A 19,259-nucleotide genomic window follows, 5' to 3' on the forward strand; every position below is an offset into this window, starting at 1 on the left:
ATTTGTTTCATAGCCATCGGATCGGAGAACAGTGGCACGAGCACCGAAAAGCGTCGCCCGCCAGCTGTTCGTGTGGCAGCTCGCCGTGATCGTCCTGCTCGTCGCGATCGGCGGCACCCTCGCAGTGATCAACGAGCGTCACGACAGTGACGACGCCACCCGCCGGCAAGTGATCGCGATCGCGGTGGCGCTGGCCACGTCTCCGTCGACGCGGGAGGCCATCGAATCGCCCGACCCCACAGCGCTGCTTCAGCCGGTGACGGAAAAGATCCGCACGGAGACCGACGTGGACTTCATCGTCGTGATGGCGCCGGACCGCACGCGATTCACGCACACCACCGTCGACCTGATCGGAAAACCGTTCACGGGCAACATCGACCGAGCGTTGGCCGGCCAAACGTTCACCGAGACCTACGTCGGGTCGCTCGGGCCCTCCATCCGGTCCGTCACGCCGGTGTACGACGGCGACCGCGTGATCGGGCTCGTCTCGGCCGGACTGACCCGCGAGAAGATCACCGACCGCTTCGTCGCCGGACTTCCCGTGTTCGTCTCCGCCCTCGTCGGTGCGTTCGCGGTGGCCGTGATCGCGTCCGGCGTGCTCAGCCGCCGGCTGCGGCGGCAGACTCTCGGGCTGGCACCCGACGAGCTGCGCCGTATGTACGAGCACAACGACGCCGTCCTGCACTCCATCGGCGAAGGCCTGGTGGTGTGGGACTCCAACGATCGCTCCGACGTCGTCAACGACGAGGCGCGGCGGCTGCTGAACCTCGGCGACGGGCCATTGCTCCGATCCGACCTTCCGGAATCGATGCGGGAGAGAAAGCCCGGCGGCATGCGCGACGAGATGCATCTGACGGACACCCGAATCCTGATCGTGAACGAGTCACCGGTGCTGTGGCAGGGACGGCAGCTGGGCACGGTCATGACGATCCGCGACCACACCGAATTGCAGCGTGTGACGGGAGAACTCGACTCGATGACGACATTCGCGGAGTCGTTGCGCTCGCAGGCGCACGAATCGGCCAACCGACTGCACACGGTGATCACGATGGTCGAACTCGGCCGGGCCGAAGAGGCAGTGGAGTTCGCGACCGCCGAACTCGAACTCTCCCAACACCTCATCGATCGCCTGATGAACACCGTGCACGAACCCGCGGTCGCCGCACTGCTGCTCGGAAAGATCAGTCAGGCCGCCGAGCAGGGGGTCGAGCTGACGGTCACCGAAGACACGGCACTCGGCGAGACCGGATCGGATCCGCGTGAATTGGTCACTCTGGCAGGCAATCTGATAGACAATGCGATCGACGCGTCCAAGTCGTCGGATCAACCCTGGGTGGAGGTGACGGTGCGCGAGCGTGACGGTCAGCTCGTCGTACAGGTCGCGGACAGTGGGCCCGGCATGGATCCCGATGCACTCGGAGCAGCTCGCGCACGAGGCTTCTCGACCAAGTCCGGTTCTCGCGGACTGGGGTTGGCGTTGGTCAGTCAGGTCGTCGCGCGCCACGACGGAACCCTGACCGCGGAGAATTCGTACGGAAGCGTGGTCACCGCGTCGATCCCCTTGACCGGAGCACCGCGGTGACGGCGGGGACCGCACCGATCAGAGTCCTGATCGTCGAGGACGAACCCCTCATCGCCGAAGCGCACGCGACGTACGTCGGCCGTGTGAGCGGTTTCGAGGTCGCCGGGATGGTCCACAGCGCAGCGGCCGCCATGCGCGCCGCCGCGAATGCCGTTGCGGCAGGCACACCCATCGATCTGGTGCTGCTCGACATCGGGTTGCCGGATGCGAACGGTGTCGACGTCGCGGCCGCGTTAGGCGGGCTGCGCCCCGGGCCCGACGTCATTGCGATCACGTCCGAGCGCGACCTCGCCGTGGTTCGGTCGGCCGTCGCTCACGGTGTGGTCCTGTACCTGCTCAAGCCCTTCACCTTCGCGGCGTTTCGCGACAAGCTCGAGCGCTACCAGGAGTTCCGCACGGCGCTGGCGGACGGCGACACCGCGGTCAGCCAGCGCGACATCGACCGCGCGATGGCCTCGCTCCGCACCGCCGACGAACGTGCGGCCGCACCCAAAGGCATTGCACCGCAAACGCTCTCCGAGATATCGAACGCCGTCAAGGCGTCCCCCGACGGCATGGGAGCGTCCGAGGCAGCCAAAGCGGTAGGGGTGTCGCGGGTGACCGCATGGCGCTACCTCGAGCGACTGGCCGACGACGGTGTCGTCGAGCGGCACACCGAGTACGGGCGCGCCGGGAGACCGCAGATTCGTTACACCTGGCGCTGAGCTGTGCAGGGGTCAGGCGGCCCCGGTCCGCTCGATGACCCACGCGTATTCGAACGCCACCTCACGCCACTTCTCGTACCGCCCGCTGACGCCGCCGTGGCCCGCACTCATCTCGGTCTTGAGCAGCACCTCCGAGTCGCCCGTCTTGGTAGCCCTCAGTGCAGCAACCCATTTGGCCGGCTCGACGTAGAGCACCCGGGTGTCGTTGATGCTGGTGATGGCCAGGATCGCCGGGTAGTCCTTGGCCTCCACGTTCTCGTACGGGCTGTAGGACTTCATGTAGTCGTAGACCTCTTTGGACTCCAACGGGTTTCCCCACTCGTCCCACTCGATGACCGTCAGCGGCAACGACGGATCGAGGATGGAGGTGAGCGGATCGACGAACGGAACGTTCGCCAGGATGCCCGAGAACAGTTCCGGCGCGAGGTTCGCCATCGCACCCATCAGCAGACCGCCGGCGCTGCCACCGTCCGCCACCAGATGCTTGTTGTCCGCGCGACCGGTTTCGGTGAGATGACGTGCGGCAGCGACGAAGTCGGTGAACGTGTTCTTCTTCGTCGTCATCTTGCCGTTCTCGTACCACTGGCGACCCATCTCGCCGCCGCCGCGCACGTGCGCGATGACGAACACGATGCCGCGGTCGAGCAGAGACAACCGCGCGACGGAGAACGACGGGTCCATGCTCGCCTCGTACGAGCCGTATCCGTACAGAAGGGTCGGGACGACACCGGTCGACGGAACGTCCTTGCGGCTCACCACGGACAGCGGGATCTTCGTTCCGTCCTCCGCCGTGGCCCATTCGCGGCGTTGCTCGTACCTCGACGGATCGAAGTCGCCGAGCACGGGCTGCGACTTGCGCAGGATGCGTTCACCGGACGCGAGGTCGACGTCGTATACCTGCGACGGGGTGATGAACGAGGTGTAGCCGAAACGCAGAAGCGGCGCCGCCCACTCCGGGTTCGCGCCCAGCCCGACGGAGAACAGCTCCTCGCCGAATTCGAGTTCGGACACCTCACCGTATCCGTCCGGACCCAAGGGCCACAACGCGATTCGGGTGAGCGCCTCACGCCGGTAGGACACCACCAGGTGATTCGCGAACGCGTCGACCTCTTCGAGCCGGACGGTGTCTCGGTGCGGGATCAGCAGAGTCATGTTCGTCGGATCCGAGACCGGAGCGTCGGCCAGCACGAAGTTCTCGGCCTTGACTCCGTCGACCACGTCGTTGTGCAGGATGACGAAGCGATCCTCACCGCCCACCACCGCATGCTCAGCGCTGTACTCGACACCCTCGCGCCGCGGAAGGATGACCTTGAACTCGCCGGTCGGGTTGTCCGCTTCGAGGTACCAGCCCTCGGTGGTGACCTTGGATCCGACCCAGATCATGAGGTACTTGTCGCTGCGGGTGCCGCCGAAGCCCACCCAGTAGGCCTCGTCCGGCTCCTCGAACACCATGACGTCCTCCGACGACGAGGTGCCGAGGCGGTGCCGCCACACCTTGTCGGGACGCCACGAGTCGTCGACGGTCTGATAGAAGAGGTACTGCTGATCGGTCGACCACGTGGCGCCCGGAGCCGTGTTCGCGATCTCGTCGGACAGGAGCTCGTAGGTCCGAAGGTCCTTGACCCGCAACGTGTACCGCTCGTCGCCCGCGGTGTCCACGGAGTACGCGAGCAGGTTGCCGTCGTCGCTCACGGAGAACGCGCCGAGCGAGAAGAAGTCGTGACCCTCGGCTTCGACGTTCGCGTCCAGGACGATTTCTTCCCCGAGGACGTCGACTCCGACCGCCAGTTCCGGCGGCGTCCAGTCGTCCGGCGAGTCGACGGGGCAGCGGCACTGCATCCCGTAACTCTTGCCTTCGGTGGTGCGGCCGTAGTACCACCACAGCCCGCGCCGCGTGGGAACCGACAGATCGGTTTCCTGCGTACGTGATTTGATCTCGTCGAAGATCTTGGTGCGCAACGGTTCCAGGTGCGCGGTCTGCTGCTCGGTGTAGGCGTTCTCGGCCTCGAGGTACGCCACCACCTCGGGATCTTCCTTGGCCCGCAACCATTCGTAGTTGTCGACGAACGTGTCGCCGTGGTGCGTGCGCTCGTGCGGCACCTTCTTGGCCACGGGAGGAGTAATCGTCACGGAGTAACCCAATCGTCGAAGTTCAGACCCGAAATACGTTCGTAGGCCTCGATATAGCGGGCGCGGGTCGCATCGACGACATCGGCCGGCAGTGGCGGGGGCGCAGCGTCACCGGCTCGGTCCCATCCCGACTCCCCCGTCAGCCAGTCGCGGACGAACTGCTTGTCGAAGCTCGGCTGCACCCTGCCCGCCTCGTACCCGTCCGCGGGCCAGTACCGCGACGAGTCGGGGGTGAGCACCTCGTCGGCGAGAACGAGTGCGCCGTCGTCGTCGACACCGAACTCGAACTTCGTGTCCGCCAATATGATCCCGCGCGTCGCGGCGTATCGAGCGGCACGCTCGTAGATGTCCACGGTGGTGGAGCGAAGATTCTCGGCCAGTTCGGGACCCAGTGCGTCGACCACGGCTGCGAAGTCGACATTCTCGTCGTGGTCTCCGAGCTCGGCCTTCGATGCGGGAGTGAAGATGGGCTCGGGCAACTTGCTCGCCTCGACGAGCCCGTCGGGGAGCGAAACCCCGCACACCGAACCTGTGGCGCGGTAGTCGGCGAGCCCGGACCCCGTGAGGTATCCGCGAGCGACGCACTCTATGGGCACCATCTTCAGCGTGCGGACCACCAGCGCCCGGCCGAGCAGGTCCTGCGGAATCCGTTCGTCCTCGGCGTCTCCCGCAAGGTGATTGACGCCGCCGAGGAGGTCGAAGAAGAACACGCTCATCGCCGTCAGAACGCGACCCTTGTCGGGAATCGGCGTCGACAGGATGTGGTCGTACGCGGAGATGCGATCGCTGGCGACCAGGAGCAGATGGTCGTCGTCGACGCGATACAGGTCGCGGACCTTGCCGCCGGCCACATGCTGGTACTGCGAAAGTGAGGGACGCACGAGAGTCCACCCTAATCGGGTTGGTCACGCGACCAGCAGGCCCGTCATACTGGATAGCAATGGCAACGAACACCGATTCCGCGGTAGACGTGGGTTTCCGCTCCGAGCGCGGTCCCATCTTGATCTCGTTGATGCTCGGCACGTCGCTGGTCGCGCTGGACTCGACGATCATCGCGACGGCCGTCCTGAGCATCGTCGACGATCTGGGCGGTTTCTCGCAGTTCCCGTGGCTCTTCTCGATCTACCTTCTGGCCCAAGCGGTATCGGTGCCGCTCTACGGCAAGTTCGCCGACATCTTCGGCCGCAAGCCCGTCATGTTGTTCGGCATCGGACTGTTCGCCGTCGGCTCGATCCTGTGTGGAATCGCGTGGAGCATGCCCGCCCTGATCGCCTTCCGCGCCATCCAGGGGCTCGGGGCGGGGGCGGTTCAGCCGATGTCGATCACCATCGCCGGTGACATCTACACGGTGAAGGAACGAGCGAAGGCGCAGGGATATCTGGCGAGCGTGTGGGCCATGTCGTCCGTGCTCGGGCCGACGCTCGGAGGGGTGTTCTCCGAGTTCCTGACCTGGCGGTGGATCTTCTTCGTCAACATTCCGCTCTGCGCGGTGGCGGCGTGGATGCTCATCCGCAACTTCCACGAATCGGCCGTGCGCAACCGCCCGAAGATCGACTACCCCGGCGCCGCGACGCTCACGATCGGGGCTGCGGCCATCATCCTGGGCCTGCTCGAAGGCGGTCACTCGTGGCAGTGGTGGTCACCGATCGGGGTGGGCATCTTCGGTCTCGGAGCGGTGTCGTTGGCGTTGTTCACGTGGATCGAATCGCACACCGAGCACCCCATACTTCCGCTCTGGGTGCTCACTCGTCGGCTCTTGATCGTCAGCAGCGCGCTGTCGCTTCTCATCGGCGCTCTCGTGCTGGGGCTGACGACGTACGTGCCCACCTATGTGCAGGGCGTCCTCGGGACCGGAGCCATCGTGGCCGGATTCGCGCTCGCCACACTCACATTGGGATGGCCCATCGCGGCGTCGCAATCCGGGAAGATCTATCTCCGCTTCGGTTTCCGCACCACCGCCCTCGTCGGCGGCATCCTCACCATGATCGGCGCCGGCTCCGCGGTTCTCGTCACCCAGAACGCGCAGGTGTGGCAGGTCGGGGTGGTGTGCTTCATCACCGGACTCGGGTTGGGTCTGGTCGCCAGCCCCACCCTCATCGCCGCCCAGTCGAGCGTCGACTGGGCCGAACGAGGCGTGGTGACCTCGACCAACCTGTTCGCGCGCTCCATCGGCAGCGCCGTGGGCGTCGCGATCTTCGGCGCCGTGGTGAACTCGCGCGTCGACACCACGGGCAATCCCCCACCCGACCAGCTGGCCGACGCGATCCACCTGGTGTTCCTGGGCGTCGCCGGCACGGCGGTGTTGATGTTGGTGCTGGCCTTCGTGCTCCCCAGACGTACATCTTCGGTGTAGAACCGTGCGCTGAGCGCACGATTCAGCACCCAAGCATGGTCCGAATGTCGGCGATCACATGTTCCGGTCGGCAGTTGAGGTCTTCCCACGTGAACCGCAGTACCCGCCAGTCACGGCTGAGCGCGTTCTGTCGTTCACGATCACGCTGGAACCGAGTCGCGTCGGTGTGAAAGGCCCACCCATCGACCTCGATGGCCAACCGGTGCTTCGGGAACGCAACATCGATGACGTAGCGCCCGTACTGGTAGTTGGCCGTCCACCCGGTGATCTTGTGTGACCGCAGAAGACCGATCAGAACGCGTTCGAGCTCCGAGCGCGCACCGGATTCCGCTGACAGGAGCAACCGCTCGGCGATCCGCGACCCGTGCCGGCCCGGGTTCCGTCGGTGTGCGGCCTTCAATGCGCCGATACTCGTGTGGCGTTGCAGCGCACGGTCCATCACCCGCACACCACCCGTGGTCGTCGCAGCCTCGATCACCGTCAGCGGCACCGAAGTCACTCGAATCCCCCTGCGCGTGATCACGTCACGCGCATCGAGGTCACGACGCCGCAACACCGTCCCGTCGAGCGGGCGGCTCCGCCCCGAGCGTGGGACGGTGACCTCCACCCGCGACGGCACGTCGACATCGAGGCCCAGCCAGTGCGCGGCGGACAGTCCGGTCAGTGTTGCTCCGCGGCCCGATCCCCACACCGCCGCTCGGATCCGCGCGTCGTCGGTGAACTCCCGGTCCGCGACGAAGTAGACCCGCGCCGACAAGCGTCGCCATTGCCCGGACCTGACCAGGCGGCCGACCGCGTCGCGGCTCAGACCCGCTTCGCGCGCCTGATCGGTGGTGATGATGCCGTCCTGAACCGCCAGAATGTCGCTGATCATGCTGGATTGGACGCAGCTGATCAGCTTCCGGTGCCGCAGCACCCGAACTTCACTACAGAATCGGCGACGGCGTGTACTTCGCGGCCTCGGGGTACTGCGCGACAAGTTCGTCGACCGCGGCGACCACCGCGGCCACCTGGGACGCGGCGGCTCCGACGAACGCGGACTTGTCCTCCAGCGCGGCGTCCAGCGCGGCACGATCGAGCGGCAACCGATCGTCCGCGGCGAGGCGGTCGAGGAGGTCCGGTTCCTTGCCCTGCTCGCGCATCGCCAGCGCCACCGCGACCGCGTGCTCCTTGATGACTTCGTGCGCACTCTCGCGCCCGACTCCGGCACGAACCGCCGCCATCAGCACACGGGTCGTCGCCAGGAACGGCAGGTAGCGATCGAGCTCGCGCTCGATGACGGCCGGGTACGCGCCCATCTCCGCGAGCACGGTCAGGAACGTTTCCATCATTCCGTCGAGTGCGAAGAACGCGTCCGGCAGCGCTACGCGGCGGACGACGGAACAGAACACGTCGCCTTCGTTCCATTGCGCGCCGGCCAACTCGGCGGCCATCGATCCGTAGCCACGCAGGATCACCTGCAGGCCGTTCACTCGTTCACACGAGCGCGTGTTCATCTTGTGCGGCATCGCCGACGACCCGACCTGGCCCGGCTGGAAGCCTTCCGTCACCAGTTCGTGGCCGGCCATCAAGCGCACCGTGTGGGCGAACGACGACGGCCCGGCCCCGACCTGCACGAGGGCGGACACCACGTCGTGATCGAGCGACCGCGGGTACACCTGACCGACGCTGGTCAGCACGTTCGCGAAACCGAGATGGGTCGCCACCTTGCCCTCGAGCTCGGCCAGCTTGGAAGCGTCGCCGCCGAGCAGGTCCAACATGTCTTGCGCCGTACCCATCGGCCCTTTGATGCCGCGCAACGGGTAGCGGGCGATCAGCTCGCACACCCGGGCGAGAGCGACGAGCAGCTCGTCGGCCGCCGATGCGAACCGCTTGCCGAGCGTGGTGGCCTGCGCCGCGACGTTGTGACTGCGACCCGCCATGACGATGTCGCTGTACTCGGCGGCACGCTCGGCCAATCGAGCTGCGACCGCGACGCCGTGAGAATGCACGTGCTCGAGCGATCGAAGAATCTGTAGCTGCTCGACGTTCTCGGTGAGGTCGCGGCTGGTCAGACCCTTGTGCACCTGCTCGTGCCCGGCCAGAGCGTTGAACTCCTCGATCCGCGCCTTGACGTCGTGGCGGGTCACCCGTTCCCGAGCTGCGATGGATTCGAGGTCCACATCGCCCAATACCCGCTCGTAGTCGGCGATGGCGTCGGCGGGAACGTCGACACCGAGTTCCGCCTGCGCTCGCAGCACCGCGATCCACAGTTGGCGTTCGAGAACGATCTTGTGTTCGGGCGACCACAGTTCCACCAACTCGGCGCTGGCGTAGCGGGTGGCGAGGACATTCGGAATACGGCTCACGAGCGTGCAGTTTACGGCTGCGGCAACGGCGCCTCGATGTCGACCAAACCGAGCAACACTTCGCGGACGCGTTCGCGTGGGTCGGAGTCCACGTCGCCGAGCGCACCCAGGATGACGCCGTCGACCATGGCCAGCATCCGGCGCGCGCCGCCTCGACTGATGCAGCGGCCCGCGCGGTCGAGTGCGTCGACGACGAGCGTCTCCATGTCGATCCGCAGCTGTCGCTGAATGGTGCGCAACTCGGGGTGACGTGCGGAGGCGATGAACCGTTCGTATCGCGCGATCAGGAGGTCTCGACGGCGGTCGTCGCTGTCGGGTCCCACCACCAGGTCGACCATCAATTCGACGGTCGCCTCGGCGCCGCGCGGGCGTGGGGTGATCGTGCAGAGACGGTTCCGCACGATCTCCAGCTCTCGTGCTCCGTTGAGCTCCACCGCGCGCGCGACGAGGTCGTCGAGCGAATCGAAGTAGTACGTCGTCGATGCGAGCGGGAGGCTCGCGCGGGCGGCGACGCTCCGGTGCCGGACGGCGTCGTAGCCACCGGAGAGCAGCAGGTCCGCAGCAGCCGCGATCAGCGCTTGCCGACGCCGTTTACCCTTCGGCGTCGCCCTCGTCGCAGTACCTGCTGGCATGGGAACACATGCTGCCACTTTCGATGCAGCGAGCCGGGCAAAATGAACTGCATGGCCCTTCCAGAAATCGATCTCCGTTCCGACACCGTCACCACGCCCGACGACGACATGAGGAAGGCGATGCACGACGCCCCCCTCGGTGACGACGTGTTGGATCGCGATCCGACGATGGCGGAGCTCGAGGACACCGTCGCCGGCGTTCTGGGTTTCGAGGCCGCGCTGTGGGTTCCCAGCGGATCGATGGGCAACGTGATCGCCCTGATGCTCCATCTGCAGCGGGGTGATCAGTTCCTCGCACCGGACTTCGCGCACGTTCTCGGATCGGAGCTCGGCACCGCCGCATGGCTCGCTCAGGGAATGCCGCGAGCGCTGCCGCACGACGGCGGGCCGGGCCGACCGTCGACCGACGCCGTTCGTCGCGAGGGCGCTGCCGGCGGGCCGTACTTCGCTCTCCGCACCACGTTGCTGTGCCTCGAGAACACGCACAATTTCGCCGGCGGAACGGTGACGGCGCCGGGTGACTGGGCCGATCTCGTGGCCGCCGCGAAGGAGAACGACCTACTCGTCCACCTCGACGGCGCCCGCTTGTGGAACGCGGCGGTGGCCCTGACTGTCGCGCCGTCCGAGCTGACGCGCGGCGCCGACACGGTCACGGTGTGCATGAGCAAGGGGCTGGGAGCGCCGGTGGGGTCGGTTCTCGCGTCGGATTCAGCACGGATCGACGACGCCCGTCGCATCCGAAAGATGCTGGGCGGCGGCGTGCGGCAGGGCGGGATGCTCGCCGCTGCGGGCTTGGTCGGCCTCCGATCGATGGACCGATTGGCCGAGGACCACAGCAACGCTCGACTGCTTGCGGACGGCCTCCGCGACCAGGGGTGGACGGTAAGCGACCCGGACACCAACATCGTGCTGGCCGAGTCGGCGGACCCGGCGCGGACGGTGACCGAATTGGCCGCGCAGGGTGTCGGTGCGGTGACCGTGGCCGGCAAGGTGCGCTTCGTGACCCACCGCGACGTGAGCCGGGCGGACATCGAACGGGCTGTGCGAGCCTGCGGTCAGCCGTGAAGGAACGGGCGCAGCCGCTCGATCGCTTCCTCCACGTCCGCCGTCGCGCCCGCGAACGAGAACCGCACGGTGTGCGTGCCGTGCACGGTGTCGAAGTCGATGCCCGGCGCGAATGCGACTCCGGTTCGATCCAAGATGTCCGCGCACCAGCGCAGCGAATCGTCGGTGAGGTGCGCGACGTCCGCGTACGCGTAGAACGCCCCGTCGGCGGGCGCCAGATCCGTGATGCCCGCGCCGCGTAGTCCGCTCAGCAGGATGTCCCGGTTGACGGCGTACCGACGAACGTGGGCGTCGATCTCGACCCGAGACTCGTCGGTGAACGCCGCGATCGCAGCAACCTGCGATGTGGTGGGCGGGCACACCGTCATGTTGGACGCCAACCGTTGCACGGCACGAGTGAGCCTGCGGGGCAACAGCATCCACCCGAGCCGCCACCCCGTCATCGAGAAGTACTTCGAGACCGAGCCGACGACGACGGATTCGCGCGACGTTTCCCACGCGCTGGTCGTTGCAACGTCTCCGTAGGAGATGCCGTGATAGATCTCGTCGGAGATCAGCAGCGTGCCGTGGTCCTCGCACCAGTGCGCCAGCTTAGCGAGCTCCGCCGGATCGATGACGGTTCCCGTGGGGTTGGCCGGGCTGGCGACAATCAGCCCTGCGGGCGGCGCGGGCAGGGCGTCCAGCATCTCCACTGTCGGCTGGTACCGGACGTCGCTGCCGCAGTCGAGCTCGACGACTCGGCACCCCAACGCGGCCAACGTGTTTCGATAGGCCGGGTACCCGGGGCGGGCCATGACAACGGTGTCCCCCGCGTCGAACGCGGCGAGGAACAGCAACGTGAACGCGCCCGAGGAGCCGGTCGTGATCACGACGTCGTCGGCGTCGACCTCGATGTTCGACCGCTCGGAGTGATAGCGGGCGACGGCCTCGCGAAGGGGGCGGATACCGAGGGTCTCCGAGTAGCCGAGCAGATGCGAGTCGAGGGCGGCGTGCATGGCGTCGAGCACCGGCTTCGGCGCGCGGGTGGACGGTTGTCCCGCAGCGAGACTCAGCACGTCGCCGTGTGTCACCTGCCGCACGGCAGCTGCGGCGAACACGTCCATGACGTGGAACGGTTCGACTCTCGAACGGCGACTGTCCGTTCCGGGCGTCATGTGGGGACGGCGATGCGGCCTTCGACCGCGGCGAGTCCGATGTCCGTCCGGAAGTGACTGCCGGCCAACCGGACACGAGAGATCTCGTCGTAGGCGGACGTGCGGGCTTGGTCGAGGTCGGCCCCGACTCCGACGACGCTCAGGACGCGGCCACCCGCCGACACCACCGCGCCGTCGGCGTTCAGCGCGGTGCCGGCGTGCAACACGGCGGGCGATTCCACACCGGTGATCTGATCACCGGTGCGCGGCCGCCCGGGATAGTTCTCGGCTGCGACCACGACGGTGATCGCCGAACCGTCCTTCCACCGCAGCGGCGGGAGGTCCTTCAGGGTTCCGGTGGCCACGGCGTTCAGAGCAGCCCCGAGCGGCGATTCGAGCAGGGCAAGCACCGCCTGTGTCTCGGGATCACCGAAGCGACAGTTGAATTCGATGACCGCGGGCCCCTCGGCGTCGACGGCCAGTCCCGCGTACAGCAAACCGCTGAACGGGCATCCGCGCCGAACCATCTCGGCCGCAACCGGTTCGACGACTTCGGCGACGATTCTGCGGACACCGTCCTCGGGCAGCCACGGAAGCGGTGTGTACGCACCCATGCCACCGGTGTTCGGTCCGGTGTCCCCGTCGCCCACCCGCTTGTGGTCCTGCGCCGGGAGGAGAGGAACGACGTCGGTGCCGTCGACGAGGCAGAAGAGCGAGACCTCGGGACCGGACAGAAAGGTCTCGAGGAGTACCGGGTGACCATGTTCGAGAAGGTCGGCGGCGTGTGCCCGAGCGGTGAGTCGGTCCGTGGTGACGACGACACCCTTGCCGGCGGCGAGACCGTCGTCCTTGACCACCCAGGTGGGACCGAAACGATCCAGTGCGGAATCGAGTCGTGCTGGGCTGTCGATGATTTCGCTGTGCGCAGTCCGTACGCCCGCAGCGGTCATGACGTCCTTGGCGAACGCCTTCGACCCTTCGATTCTCGCCGCGTCGGCGGACGGCCCGAAGCAGGCGATTCCTGCGGCCCGCACGGCATCCGCCACACCGAGCACGAGGGGAACCTCCGGTCCGATCACCACCAGGTCGGCGTCGACGGCGGAGGCAAGTTCGGCCACTGCCGGCCCGGACGCCACGTCGACGGGGCGGATCTCGGCCACTTTCGCGATTCCGGCGTTGCCGGGGGCGCAGAGGACTGCGCTGACGTCGGGGTCCTTGGACAGGGACAGGACCAGGGCATGTTCACGGGCTCCGGAGCCGATGACGAGTACGCGCACGCAAGCAGCCTACTTCGCTGGACTCGAGCGTCGCGGCACGCTAACTTGTATTCCGTAATTACGGATTATCGGAATAACGGAGGTCCGAATGAAGAGGCTCGTAGCCCCACTGGCCGCTGTGCTGGTTCTCGCCGGGTGCACCAGCACCGACGACGCTCCGACCGCCGCCGAGCCCGCGTGCGGACCGACGCCCGCCGTCGACCTCACTCAGCCCGACGGGTGGATCGGACAGATCCCCGCGCTCTCCGACAGCACCGGACTGGTCATCGACAACGGCACTGGAACAGTCCTTGAACACCGGCCCGACGCCGAACAACCCCTGGCCTCGGCGGTGAAGGTGGTGCACCTCGCCGCGTACGCGCAGGCCGTGGCGGCCGGAAAACTAGACCCGAACGAGCAGGTCCCGATTCTGGACTGGGAGCGCTGGCACGCACCGGGTACCGACGGCGACGCGCACCCCGCGGCGCTCACCCGGCTCGGCATCGCCAACAACGGAGTGATCCCGAACGACCTGAACCAGACGGTGAAGCTGGACGACATGGTGTCGGCCATGATTCAGGAGAGCGACAACGCGACCGCCGATTACCTGCGCTACCGCCTGAGCGATCAGGCCCTCATCGATGCCGCCGCGACCGGGGGTTGGACCGACTTCGCACCTCCGACGCTGGTCGGAACGACGTTGGCGGCGTTCGACCCGACGCATCCGACCGGGGACCTGTGGCCGCTCACGCAGCGCTTCGCCTTCGACGACGCCTTCCGCGCGTCGTACAGCAGCACGTTGGTGGGCACGACACCGTTCGCCGAACAGGCCGCCTATCTGGCCCAGAACGGACCCAAGGGAAGCGCGGAGGACTTGACGTCGATGTACCGGTCCATCCTGAGCGGACAGTTCGGGCCGGCAACGGACACCATTCGTCGTCAGCTCGAGTGGCGGCCCGCACCCGACGGTTTCACCGCCATGGGCTTCAAGGGAGGCAGTGTTCCCGGAGTCCTGACGCAGGCCTTCGAGTTCACCCGCGCGGACGGGACCTCGGCGACCGCCGTGTGGTTGATCTCGAACATGGACGAGCGGACGACGGGCGAGGTCATGAAGACCTTCGCGAATCAGCAGCTGCTGATGATCGACGCGGTCGCGAACCAGCAGACGTTGGACCGGATAGCCTGCGTGGCGTGAGCGACGAACCCTGCCTGGACGAGCGGATCGCCGCGCTCGAAGCGCGAGTCGCAGCACTCGAGGCGCCGGCTGCGGCGGCACCCGCGCCGAGCACCGGCGGTGTGATCGGTTACCAGGGTGAGTCGAATCTCCACGGCCGCGTCACGTGGGAGATCGAGTACACGCCCGATGCCGTTCTTCGCCTCCCGATGCAGAACTCCGTCGAAGTCCTTGCCGCACTGGGCCACCCGGTGCGGCAAGGCATCGTTCGGCACCTGCTCAGAGGCCCCGTCGATGCGGCCGATCTGCAGGCGGCGGTGGGCCTGTCGTCACCGGGGCAGCTCTATCACCATCTGAAGTCGCTCACCGCGGCGAGGCTGGTGGAGCAACGAGGCCGCGGCGACTACCGAATCTCGGCACCCCACGTCGTGCCGATTCTCACGATCCTGCTCGCGTCGTCCGACGTGGCGGGCGATCTGGGTGTCTGACAGACAAGCACGCGTCGGCGTGTCGCTCCTCTTCTTCACCAACGGCGCGCTGTTCGCCAATCTCGTCCCGCGGTATCCCGCAATCAAAGCCGAACTCGGCCTGACCAATACGGTCTACGGCGTCGCGTTGGCAATGTTCCCTCTCGGAGCATTGGTGTCGGGGCTCGCGGCCGGGCTGCTGGTGCGACGCTTTCGCTCGTCCCGCGTCGCGGTGGCGGGCACGATCGTGACCGGGATCGGCGTCGTGGCGGCGGGCGTGTCACCCACGGCGGTCGCTCTGGCCGCGGCACTGTTTCTGGCCGGCGCAGCAGATTCGATCACCGATGTCGCCCAGAACGCTCACGGATTGCGCGTGCAACGAGCATACGGCCGTTCGATCCTCAACTCCTTTCACGCCGTCTGGAGTATCGGCGCGGTCACCGGCGGCGTGATGGGCGGCGCGGCAGCAGGATTGGACATTCCTCTCGGTGTGCATCTGGGAACGTCCACGGTCCTGATGTCACTGATCGCGGTCGGGTGCTATTTCCTGATGCTTCCGGGGCCCGAGCCGCTGTCCAAGAACGACGACGCTCCGGGAGCCTCCGTCAGCCCGAGGGTGGCCGTTCTCATGGCCCTCGTCGCGATCGCCGTGTGCGGTGCGCTGGTCGAGGACGCGGGAAATTCCTGGGCCGCGGTGTATCTGAACGGCGACCTCGGCGCCGTACCCGCCGTCGCGGCACTCGGATTCGTCGCCTTGGTCGGCGCACAGACCGTGGGCCGACTCCTCGGCGACCGGTTGGTGGACCGCTTCGGCCAACGCAGCGTGGCCAGGGCCGGCGGGACCATCGTCGCGATCGGAATGGGTGCGGCTCTGGCGTTCCCGTCGGTCCCCGGCACGATCATCGGTTTCGCCGCAGCAGGATTCGGCGTGGCCACTCTCGTGCCGGCTGCGATGTCCGGCGCCGACGACCTCCCGGGCCTTCGGCACGGCACCGGACTCGCGATCGTCAGTTGGCTCATGCGGATCGGCTTCCTCGTGTCCCCACCCGTGGTCGGGCTCGTCGCGGATTCGGCGGGCCTGCGGGTGGGGCTGATCGTGGTGCCGGCCGCCGGAGCGGTGGTGATTCTGCTGGCGGGAGTGCTGGCCCGGCGCGCTTAGCTGTCATCACACCTAGCTCAGGTCGTACAGCGTCACGCCGTCCACCACCTGCGAGGTGTAGTTCGCCTCGACCCAACTGGAGATCTCCGCCGACGTGCCGGTCCTCGCCCCGCCCATTGCGGCGCCGCCGATGAACCAATGGATCTGCCCGTCGGCGACATACTGCTGGAACTGCGCCAGCGTCGGTGACGGGTCCGTTCCGTTGAATCCGCCGATCGGCATGACCGGATCCTGCGTGGCCAGTTGGAATCCCGACGCCGAGTTCGATCCGATTGCGGCCGCCACCCACGTGTAGTCGTCCGCGTTCTGCTCGAGGAGCGCCGTGACCGCCGCACTCGGGGTGCTGCCCATCAGCAGATTGCCGGCGCCACCGGCTCGCCCGGCGGGCATCTGAGACATTCCGGCAGGCATCCCGGGCGGCATTGCGGCAGGCATTCCGGGCGGCATTCCCGCCGCCGGCATCCCGGGCCTCCCGCCTCTGTTTCCGCCGAATCCACCGCGGCCGCCGCCCATTCCACCGAAGCCGAACCCGCTGCTCGGACCAGCGGACACGATGGATCCCTGGTGCGGTGTGGCGATGGTGTCGACGGCGTAGGCCGTGGGCCCTGCAAGACCGGCGAACATCGCGGTCAGAACGGCGACCACCGCGAGACGGCCGCGCGTCATACGCGGAACGAGCAGCGAGAGTGCCGCAATCACCGCGAACGCGACGACCGCATAGCGCAGCCACGGAACGAACGTCGCGCTACGGGAGAGCAGAATCCACGTCATCGCGGCGGACGCAGCGACTGCCACCGCCATCACGATACGCACCCAGTACCGAGACCTGTTGCGCCACAACGTCACGCTGCCGATACCGATCAGCGCGGCCACGGCCGGCGCGAGCGCCACGGTGTAGTACGGGTGGAAGATGCCCGCCATGAAGCTGAAGGTCAGCCCCGTCACCACGAGCCAGAGACCCCACACCACGAACGCAGCACGACGGACGTCGACGCGGGGCGCTCTCCCCCGCAGCACGATGCCCGCGACCAGCAGTATCAGTGCGGCCGGGATGAGCCAGGCGATGTTTCCGCCCTGCTGGGAGTCGAACATGCGAAAGATGCCGGTTTCACCCCACATGCTTCCGCCGCCCGGCCTGGCCCCTCCCCCGACCGACCCGGTTTCTTCACCGCTCAGACGTCCGAAACCGTTGTAGCCCAATGTGAGTTCGAGAATGGAATTGTTCTGAGAGCCACCGATCCAGGGACGCGACGACGCAGGCCACAACTCGACGATTGCAATCCACCAGCCTGCGGACACGACGAGGGCGCCGAGCGAGACGAACAGCTGCCCGATTCGCTTACCCAGTCGGACCGGCCCGGCCAGCAGGTACGTCAGCGCCAGCGGGGGCACGACGAGCATCACCTGCAACTGCTTGGTGAGAAACCCGAAACCGCAAAGCACTCCGACGAGCACCAGCCACCGCGTGCGCCCGTCCTCCACCGCGCGCAGCAAGGCCCACACCGCGGCGATCATGAGCAGCACGAGCAGCGCGTCGGGGTTGTCGAACCGGAACATCAGCGCGGCAACAGGAGTCACGGCCAACGTGAGCCCGGCAAGCAGGCCCGCGGCCGCGCCGAAGTGACGCCGGCACACACTCCAGACCAGAGCGACGGACGCGACGCCCATCACCACCTGCGGCAGCAGGATCGCCCACGAGTGGAGGCCGAAGATGCGAACCGACAGTTCCATCGGCCACAGCGACATGGGCGGCTTGTCGACGGTGATGGAGTTCGCGGCGTCGGACGAGCCGAAGAAGAACGCCTTCCACGACACCGAACCGGCCTGCACCGCAGCGGAATAGAAGGAGTTCGCCCACCCGTTCGCACTCAGGTTGATCACGTAGGCGATCGCCGTGCCGACCAGAAGGCCGGTCACGGCGACCGTTTCCCAGCGGCCGCGTCCGGAAGGATGGACAGGCGCGGCCGAGGCATCGGAGGGCGCGTCCACCGTGGTGGTCATGCGGTGACCTCGGAAGCGGAGTGGCGGAACACCCAGCGCAGAGCGACGAAGCGGGTCAGTGTCGCAACGAGATTCGCGACGATCAGGACGGCCAACTCGACGTGCTTGGACGCGTCGGGAACCCATTGGTGCAGGGCTAGCAGCGAACCGGCGGTGATCATCCAGCCGAACAGGAACACCAGCAATCCTTGAAGCTGGTGTCCGACCGCGCCGGTGGAACCACTGATACCGAAGGTGAAGCGTCGATTGGCGGCGGTGTTGAGAACTGCCGTGATCAGGAGGGCGACGAAGTTCGCGCCCTGCGCGCCGAGCACCTCCTGCAGCACGAGGTAGAGCACCCCGTACGCGACGGTGCTCGCGACGCCGACGATGCCGAATCGCACCAGTTGTCCGATCATCCCGACCGGCACTCCGCTCACGAGTGGTTCCCGCCCGAGGCTGCGACGCAGGTCGGCCACCGGCAGAGCGCCGGACGCAAGTGCGCGCCCCACCCGCCAGCATCCCTGCAGATCCTTCACCGCCGTGTCGACGATGTGGACGCTGCTGTTCGGGTCGTCGACCCAGTCGACCGGGACCTCGTGGATCCGGAGTCCGACCTTCTCGGCGAGAACCAGCAGTTCGGTGTCGAAGAACCACCCGTTGTCCTGCACCAGGGGCAACAGCTCCCGCGCCACGTCCGTCCTGATGGCCTTGAATCCGCACTGGGCGTCGGAGAATTTGGCGCGCAGCGACGTTCGAAGGATGAGGTTGTAGCTACGAGAGATGAACTCGCGCTTGGCGCCTCGCACGACGCGGGACTGTTTCGCGAGACGGGACCCGATGGCGAGATCGGAATGACCGGAGACGAGAGGGGCGACCAGCGGCATCAGGCCGTTCAGGTCCGTGGACAGGTCGACGTCCATGTAGGCCACGACATCTGCGTTGGATTCGAGCCACACTGCCTTCAGAGCGCGCCCGCGCCCCTTCTCGTCGAGATGACGAACGTGAACCCCGTCGATCTCGGCCTCGAGACGTCGCGCAACCGCGAGCGTGGAGTCGGTGCTCGCGTTGTCGGCGATGGTGATGCTCGCGGTGTAGGGCACCGCAGTGGTCAAGAATCCGTGCAAACGACGTATACAGGTCTCGAGGTCGCGCTCCTCGTTGTAGACGGGAATGACCACTTCGAGGGTGGCGACGGCACCGTCCGGGGCGGCCACCCGACGCTGCTCACCTGCGCCGATGGATACGTTCGTTGTCATACGTCGAACTCTGGTGG

Annotated in this window: 16 protein-coding genes; 7 read left to right on the forward strand and 9 right to left on the reverse strand. The window is 67.0% G+C overall.

Annotation, left to right across the window (positions count from 1 at the left end):
* The first annotated feature begins 31 nt into the window (after positions 1-31).
* Entirely contained in the window at positions 32-1,582 is a 1,551-nt protein-coding gene (locus tag AC59JP_RS08350; RefSeq protein ID WP_497325281.1) for a sensor histidine kinase, read from the forward strand.
* Positions 1,579-2,286, forward strand: coding sequence for a response regulator (locus AC59JP_RS08355; RefSeq protein WP_497325282.1), 708 nt, complete (start codon positions 1,579-1,581; stop codon positions 2,284-2,286). The genes AC59JP_RS08350 and AC59JP_RS08355 overlap by 4 nt, the downstream gene beginning before the upstream one ends.
* Positions 2,287-2,298: 12 nt before the next feature.
* Here AC59JP_RS08355 and AC59JP_RS08360 read toward each other — a convergent pair whose 3' ends face one another.
* Together AC59JP_RS08360 and AC59JP_RS08365 are read right to left on the reverse strand one after the other, a co-directional pair.
* A complete protein-coding gene (locus AC59JP_RS08360; protein WP_497325283.1) occupies positions 2,299-4,416 on the reverse strand; it encodes a S9 family peptidase in 2,118 nt (705 codons plus the stop codon).
* Complete coding sequence (locus AC59JP_RS08365; RefSeq protein WP_497325285.1) at positions 4,413-5,297, reverse strand: phosphoribosylaminoimidazolesuccinocarboxamide synthase; 885 nt, start codon at positions 5,295-5,297, stop codon at positions 4,413-4,415. The genes AC59JP_RS08360 and AC59JP_RS08365 overlap by 4 nt, the downstream gene beginning before the upstream one ends.
* 59 nt (positions 5,298-5,356) lie before the next feature.
* Between AC59JP_RS08365 and AC59JP_RS08370 the strand changes: the two genes are divergently transcribed.
* Entirely contained in the window at positions 5,357-6,769 is a 1,413-nt protein-coding gene (locus AC59JP_RS08370; protein ID WP_497325286.1) for an MDR family MFS transporter, read from the forward strand.
* A gap of 22 nt (positions 6,770-6,791) precedes the next feature.
* Here the strand turns inward: AC59JP_RS08370 and AC59JP_RS08375 are convergent, their stop codons facing one another.
* Genes AC59JP_RS08375 through AC59JP_RS08385 form a run of 3 tightly spaced genes read right to left on the reverse strand, consistent with a single transcriptional unit; the run spans position 6,792 to position 9,749 of the window.
* Complete coding sequence (locus AC59JP_RS08375) at positions 6,792-7,643, reverse strand: DUF559 domain-containing protein (protein ID WP_497325287.1); 852 nt, start codon at positions 7,641-7,643, stop codon at positions 6,792-6,794.
* Positions 7,644-7,695: 52 nt separating this feature from the next.
* Positions 7,696-9,117: an adenylosuccinate lyase gene (gene purB / locus AC59JP_RS08380; protein WP_497325288.1), complete on the reverse strand. Its 1,422-nt coding sequence runs from the start codon at positions 9,115-9,117 to the stop codon at positions 7,696-7,698.
* An 11-nt stretch (positions 9,118-9,128) separates the two neighbouring features.
* Complete coding sequence (locus AC59JP_RS08385; RefSeq protein ID WP_497325289.1) at positions 9,129-9,749, reverse strand: TetR/AcrR family transcriptional regulator; 621 nt, start codon at positions 9,747-9,749, stop codon at positions 9,129-9,131.
* A 51-nt stretch (positions 9,750-9,800) separates the two neighbouring features.
* Here AC59JP_RS08385 and AC59JP_RS08390 point away from each other — a divergent pair, with 51 nt between their 5' ends.
* Positions 9,801-10,814, forward strand: coding sequence for a threonine aldolase family protein (locus tag AC59JP_RS08390; protein ID WP_497325290.1), 1,014 nt, complete (start codon positions 9,801-9,803; stop codon positions 10,812-10,814).
* On the opposite strand, the gene AC59JP_RS08395 is transcribed toward AC59JP_RS08390, so the two are convergent.
* Positions 10,805-11,968 (reverse strand): pyridoxal phosphate-dependent aminotransferase, encoded by a 1,164-nt coding sequence (locus tag AC59JP_RS08395; protein ID WP_497325291.1) that lies wholly within the window; start codon positions 11,966-11,968, stop codon positions 10,805-10,807. The genes AC59JP_RS08390 and AC59JP_RS08395 overlap by 10 nt on opposite strands.
* Positions 11,965-13,224, reverse strand: coding sequence for a phosphoribosylamine--glycine ligase (purD, locus tag AC59JP_RS08400; protein WP_497325292.1), 1,260 nt, complete (start codon positions 13,222-13,224; stop codon positions 11,965-11,967). The genes AC59JP_RS08395 and purD overlap by 4 nt, the downstream gene beginning before the upstream one ends.
* Positions 13,225-13,312: 88 nt before the next feature.
* On the opposite strand from purD, the gene AC59JP_RS08405 reads away from it, so the two are divergent.
* Genes AC59JP_RS08405 through AC59JP_RS08415 form a run of 3 tightly spaced genes read left to right on the forward strand, consistent with a single transcriptional unit; the run spans position 13,313 to position 16,003 of the window.
* Positions 13,313-14,398 carry a serine hydrolase gene (locus tag AC59JP_RS08405; protein ID WP_497325293.1) on the forward strand — a complete coding sequence of 362 codons (1,086 nt, stop codon included), beginning with the start codon at positions 13,313-13,315 and terminating at the stop codon, positions 14,396-14,398.
* Positions 14,395-14,865 carry an ArsR/SmtB family transcription factor gene (locus tag AC59JP_RS08410; protein WP_497325294.1) on the forward strand — a complete coding sequence of 157 codons (471 nt, stop codon included), beginning with the start codon at positions 14,395-14,397 and terminating at the stop codon, positions 14,863-14,865. The genes AC59JP_RS08405 and AC59JP_RS08410 overlap by 4 nt, the downstream gene beginning before the upstream one ends.
* The gene (locus AC59JP_RS08415; protein WP_497325295.1) at positions 14,858-16,003 is read left to right on the forward strand and encodes an MFS transporter; all 1,146 of its coding nucleotides are present in this window, start codon (positions 14,858-14,860) and stop codon (positions 16,001-16,003) included. Before AC59JP_RS08410 ends, AC59JP_RS08415 begins: the two co-directional genes overlap by 8 nt.
* Positions 16,004-16,015: 12 nt before the next feature.
* Here AC59JP_RS08415 and AC59JP_RS08420 read toward each other — a convergent pair whose 3' ends face one another.
* The gene (locus AC59JP_RS08420) at positions 16,016-18,004 is read right to left on the reverse strand and encodes a glycosyltransferase family 39 protein (RefSeq protein WP_497325297.1); all 1,989 of its coding nucleotides are present in this window, start codon (positions 18,002-18,004) and stop codon (positions 16,016-16,018) included.
* A complete protein-coding gene (locus tag AC59JP_RS08425; RefSeq protein WP_497325299.1) occupies positions 18,001-19,242 on the reverse strand; it encodes a bifunctional glycosyltransferase family 2/GtrA family protein in 1,242 nt (413 codons plus the stop codon). Before AC59JP_RS08425 ends, AC59JP_RS08420 begins: the two co-directional genes overlap by 4 nt.
* Between the last annotated feature and the right edge of the window lie 17 nt (positions 19,243-19,259).

This window comes from Rhodococcus sp. 320_ES (assembly GCF_059691855.1).

What these genes read in the sequence shown, in the direction of transcription:
- AC59JP_RS08370 (WP_497325286.1), top strand. Translation starts at nt 5,357, where the DNA reads ATGGCAACGAACACCGATTCCGCGGTAGACGTGGGTTTCCGCTCCGAG.
- AC59JP_RS08375 (WP_497325287.1), bottom strand. Translation starts at nt 7,643, where the DNA reads ATGATCAGCGACATTCTGGCGGTTCAGGACGGCATCATCACCACCGAT.
- AC59JP_RS08385 (WP_497325289.1), bottom strand. Translation starts at nt 9,749, where the DNA reads ATGCCAGCAGGTACTGCGACGAGGGCGACGCCGAAGGGTAAACGGCGT.
- AC59JP_RS08390 (WP_497325290.1), top strand. Translation starts at nt 9,801, where the DNA reads ATGGCCCTTCCAGAAATCGATCTCCGTTCCGACACCGTCACCACGCCC.
- AC59JP_RS08395 (WP_497325291.1), bottom strand. Translation starts at nt 11,968, where the DNA reads ATGACGCCCGGAACGGACAGTCGCCGTTCGAGAGTCGAACCGTTCCAC.
- AC59JP_RS08405 (WP_497325293.1), top strand. Translation starts at nt 13,313, where the DNA reads ATGAAGAGGCTCGTAGCCCCACTGGCCGCTGTGCTGGTTCTCGCCGGG.
- AC59JP_RS08420 (WP_497325297.1), bottom strand. Translation starts at nt 18,004, where the DNA reads ATGACCACCACGGTGGACGCGCCCTCCGATGCCTCGGCCGCGCCTGTC.
- AC59JP_RS08425 (WP_497325299.1), bottom strand. Translation starts at nt 19,242, where the DNA reads ATGACAACGAACGTATCCATCGGCGCAGGTGAGCAGCGTCGGGTGGCC.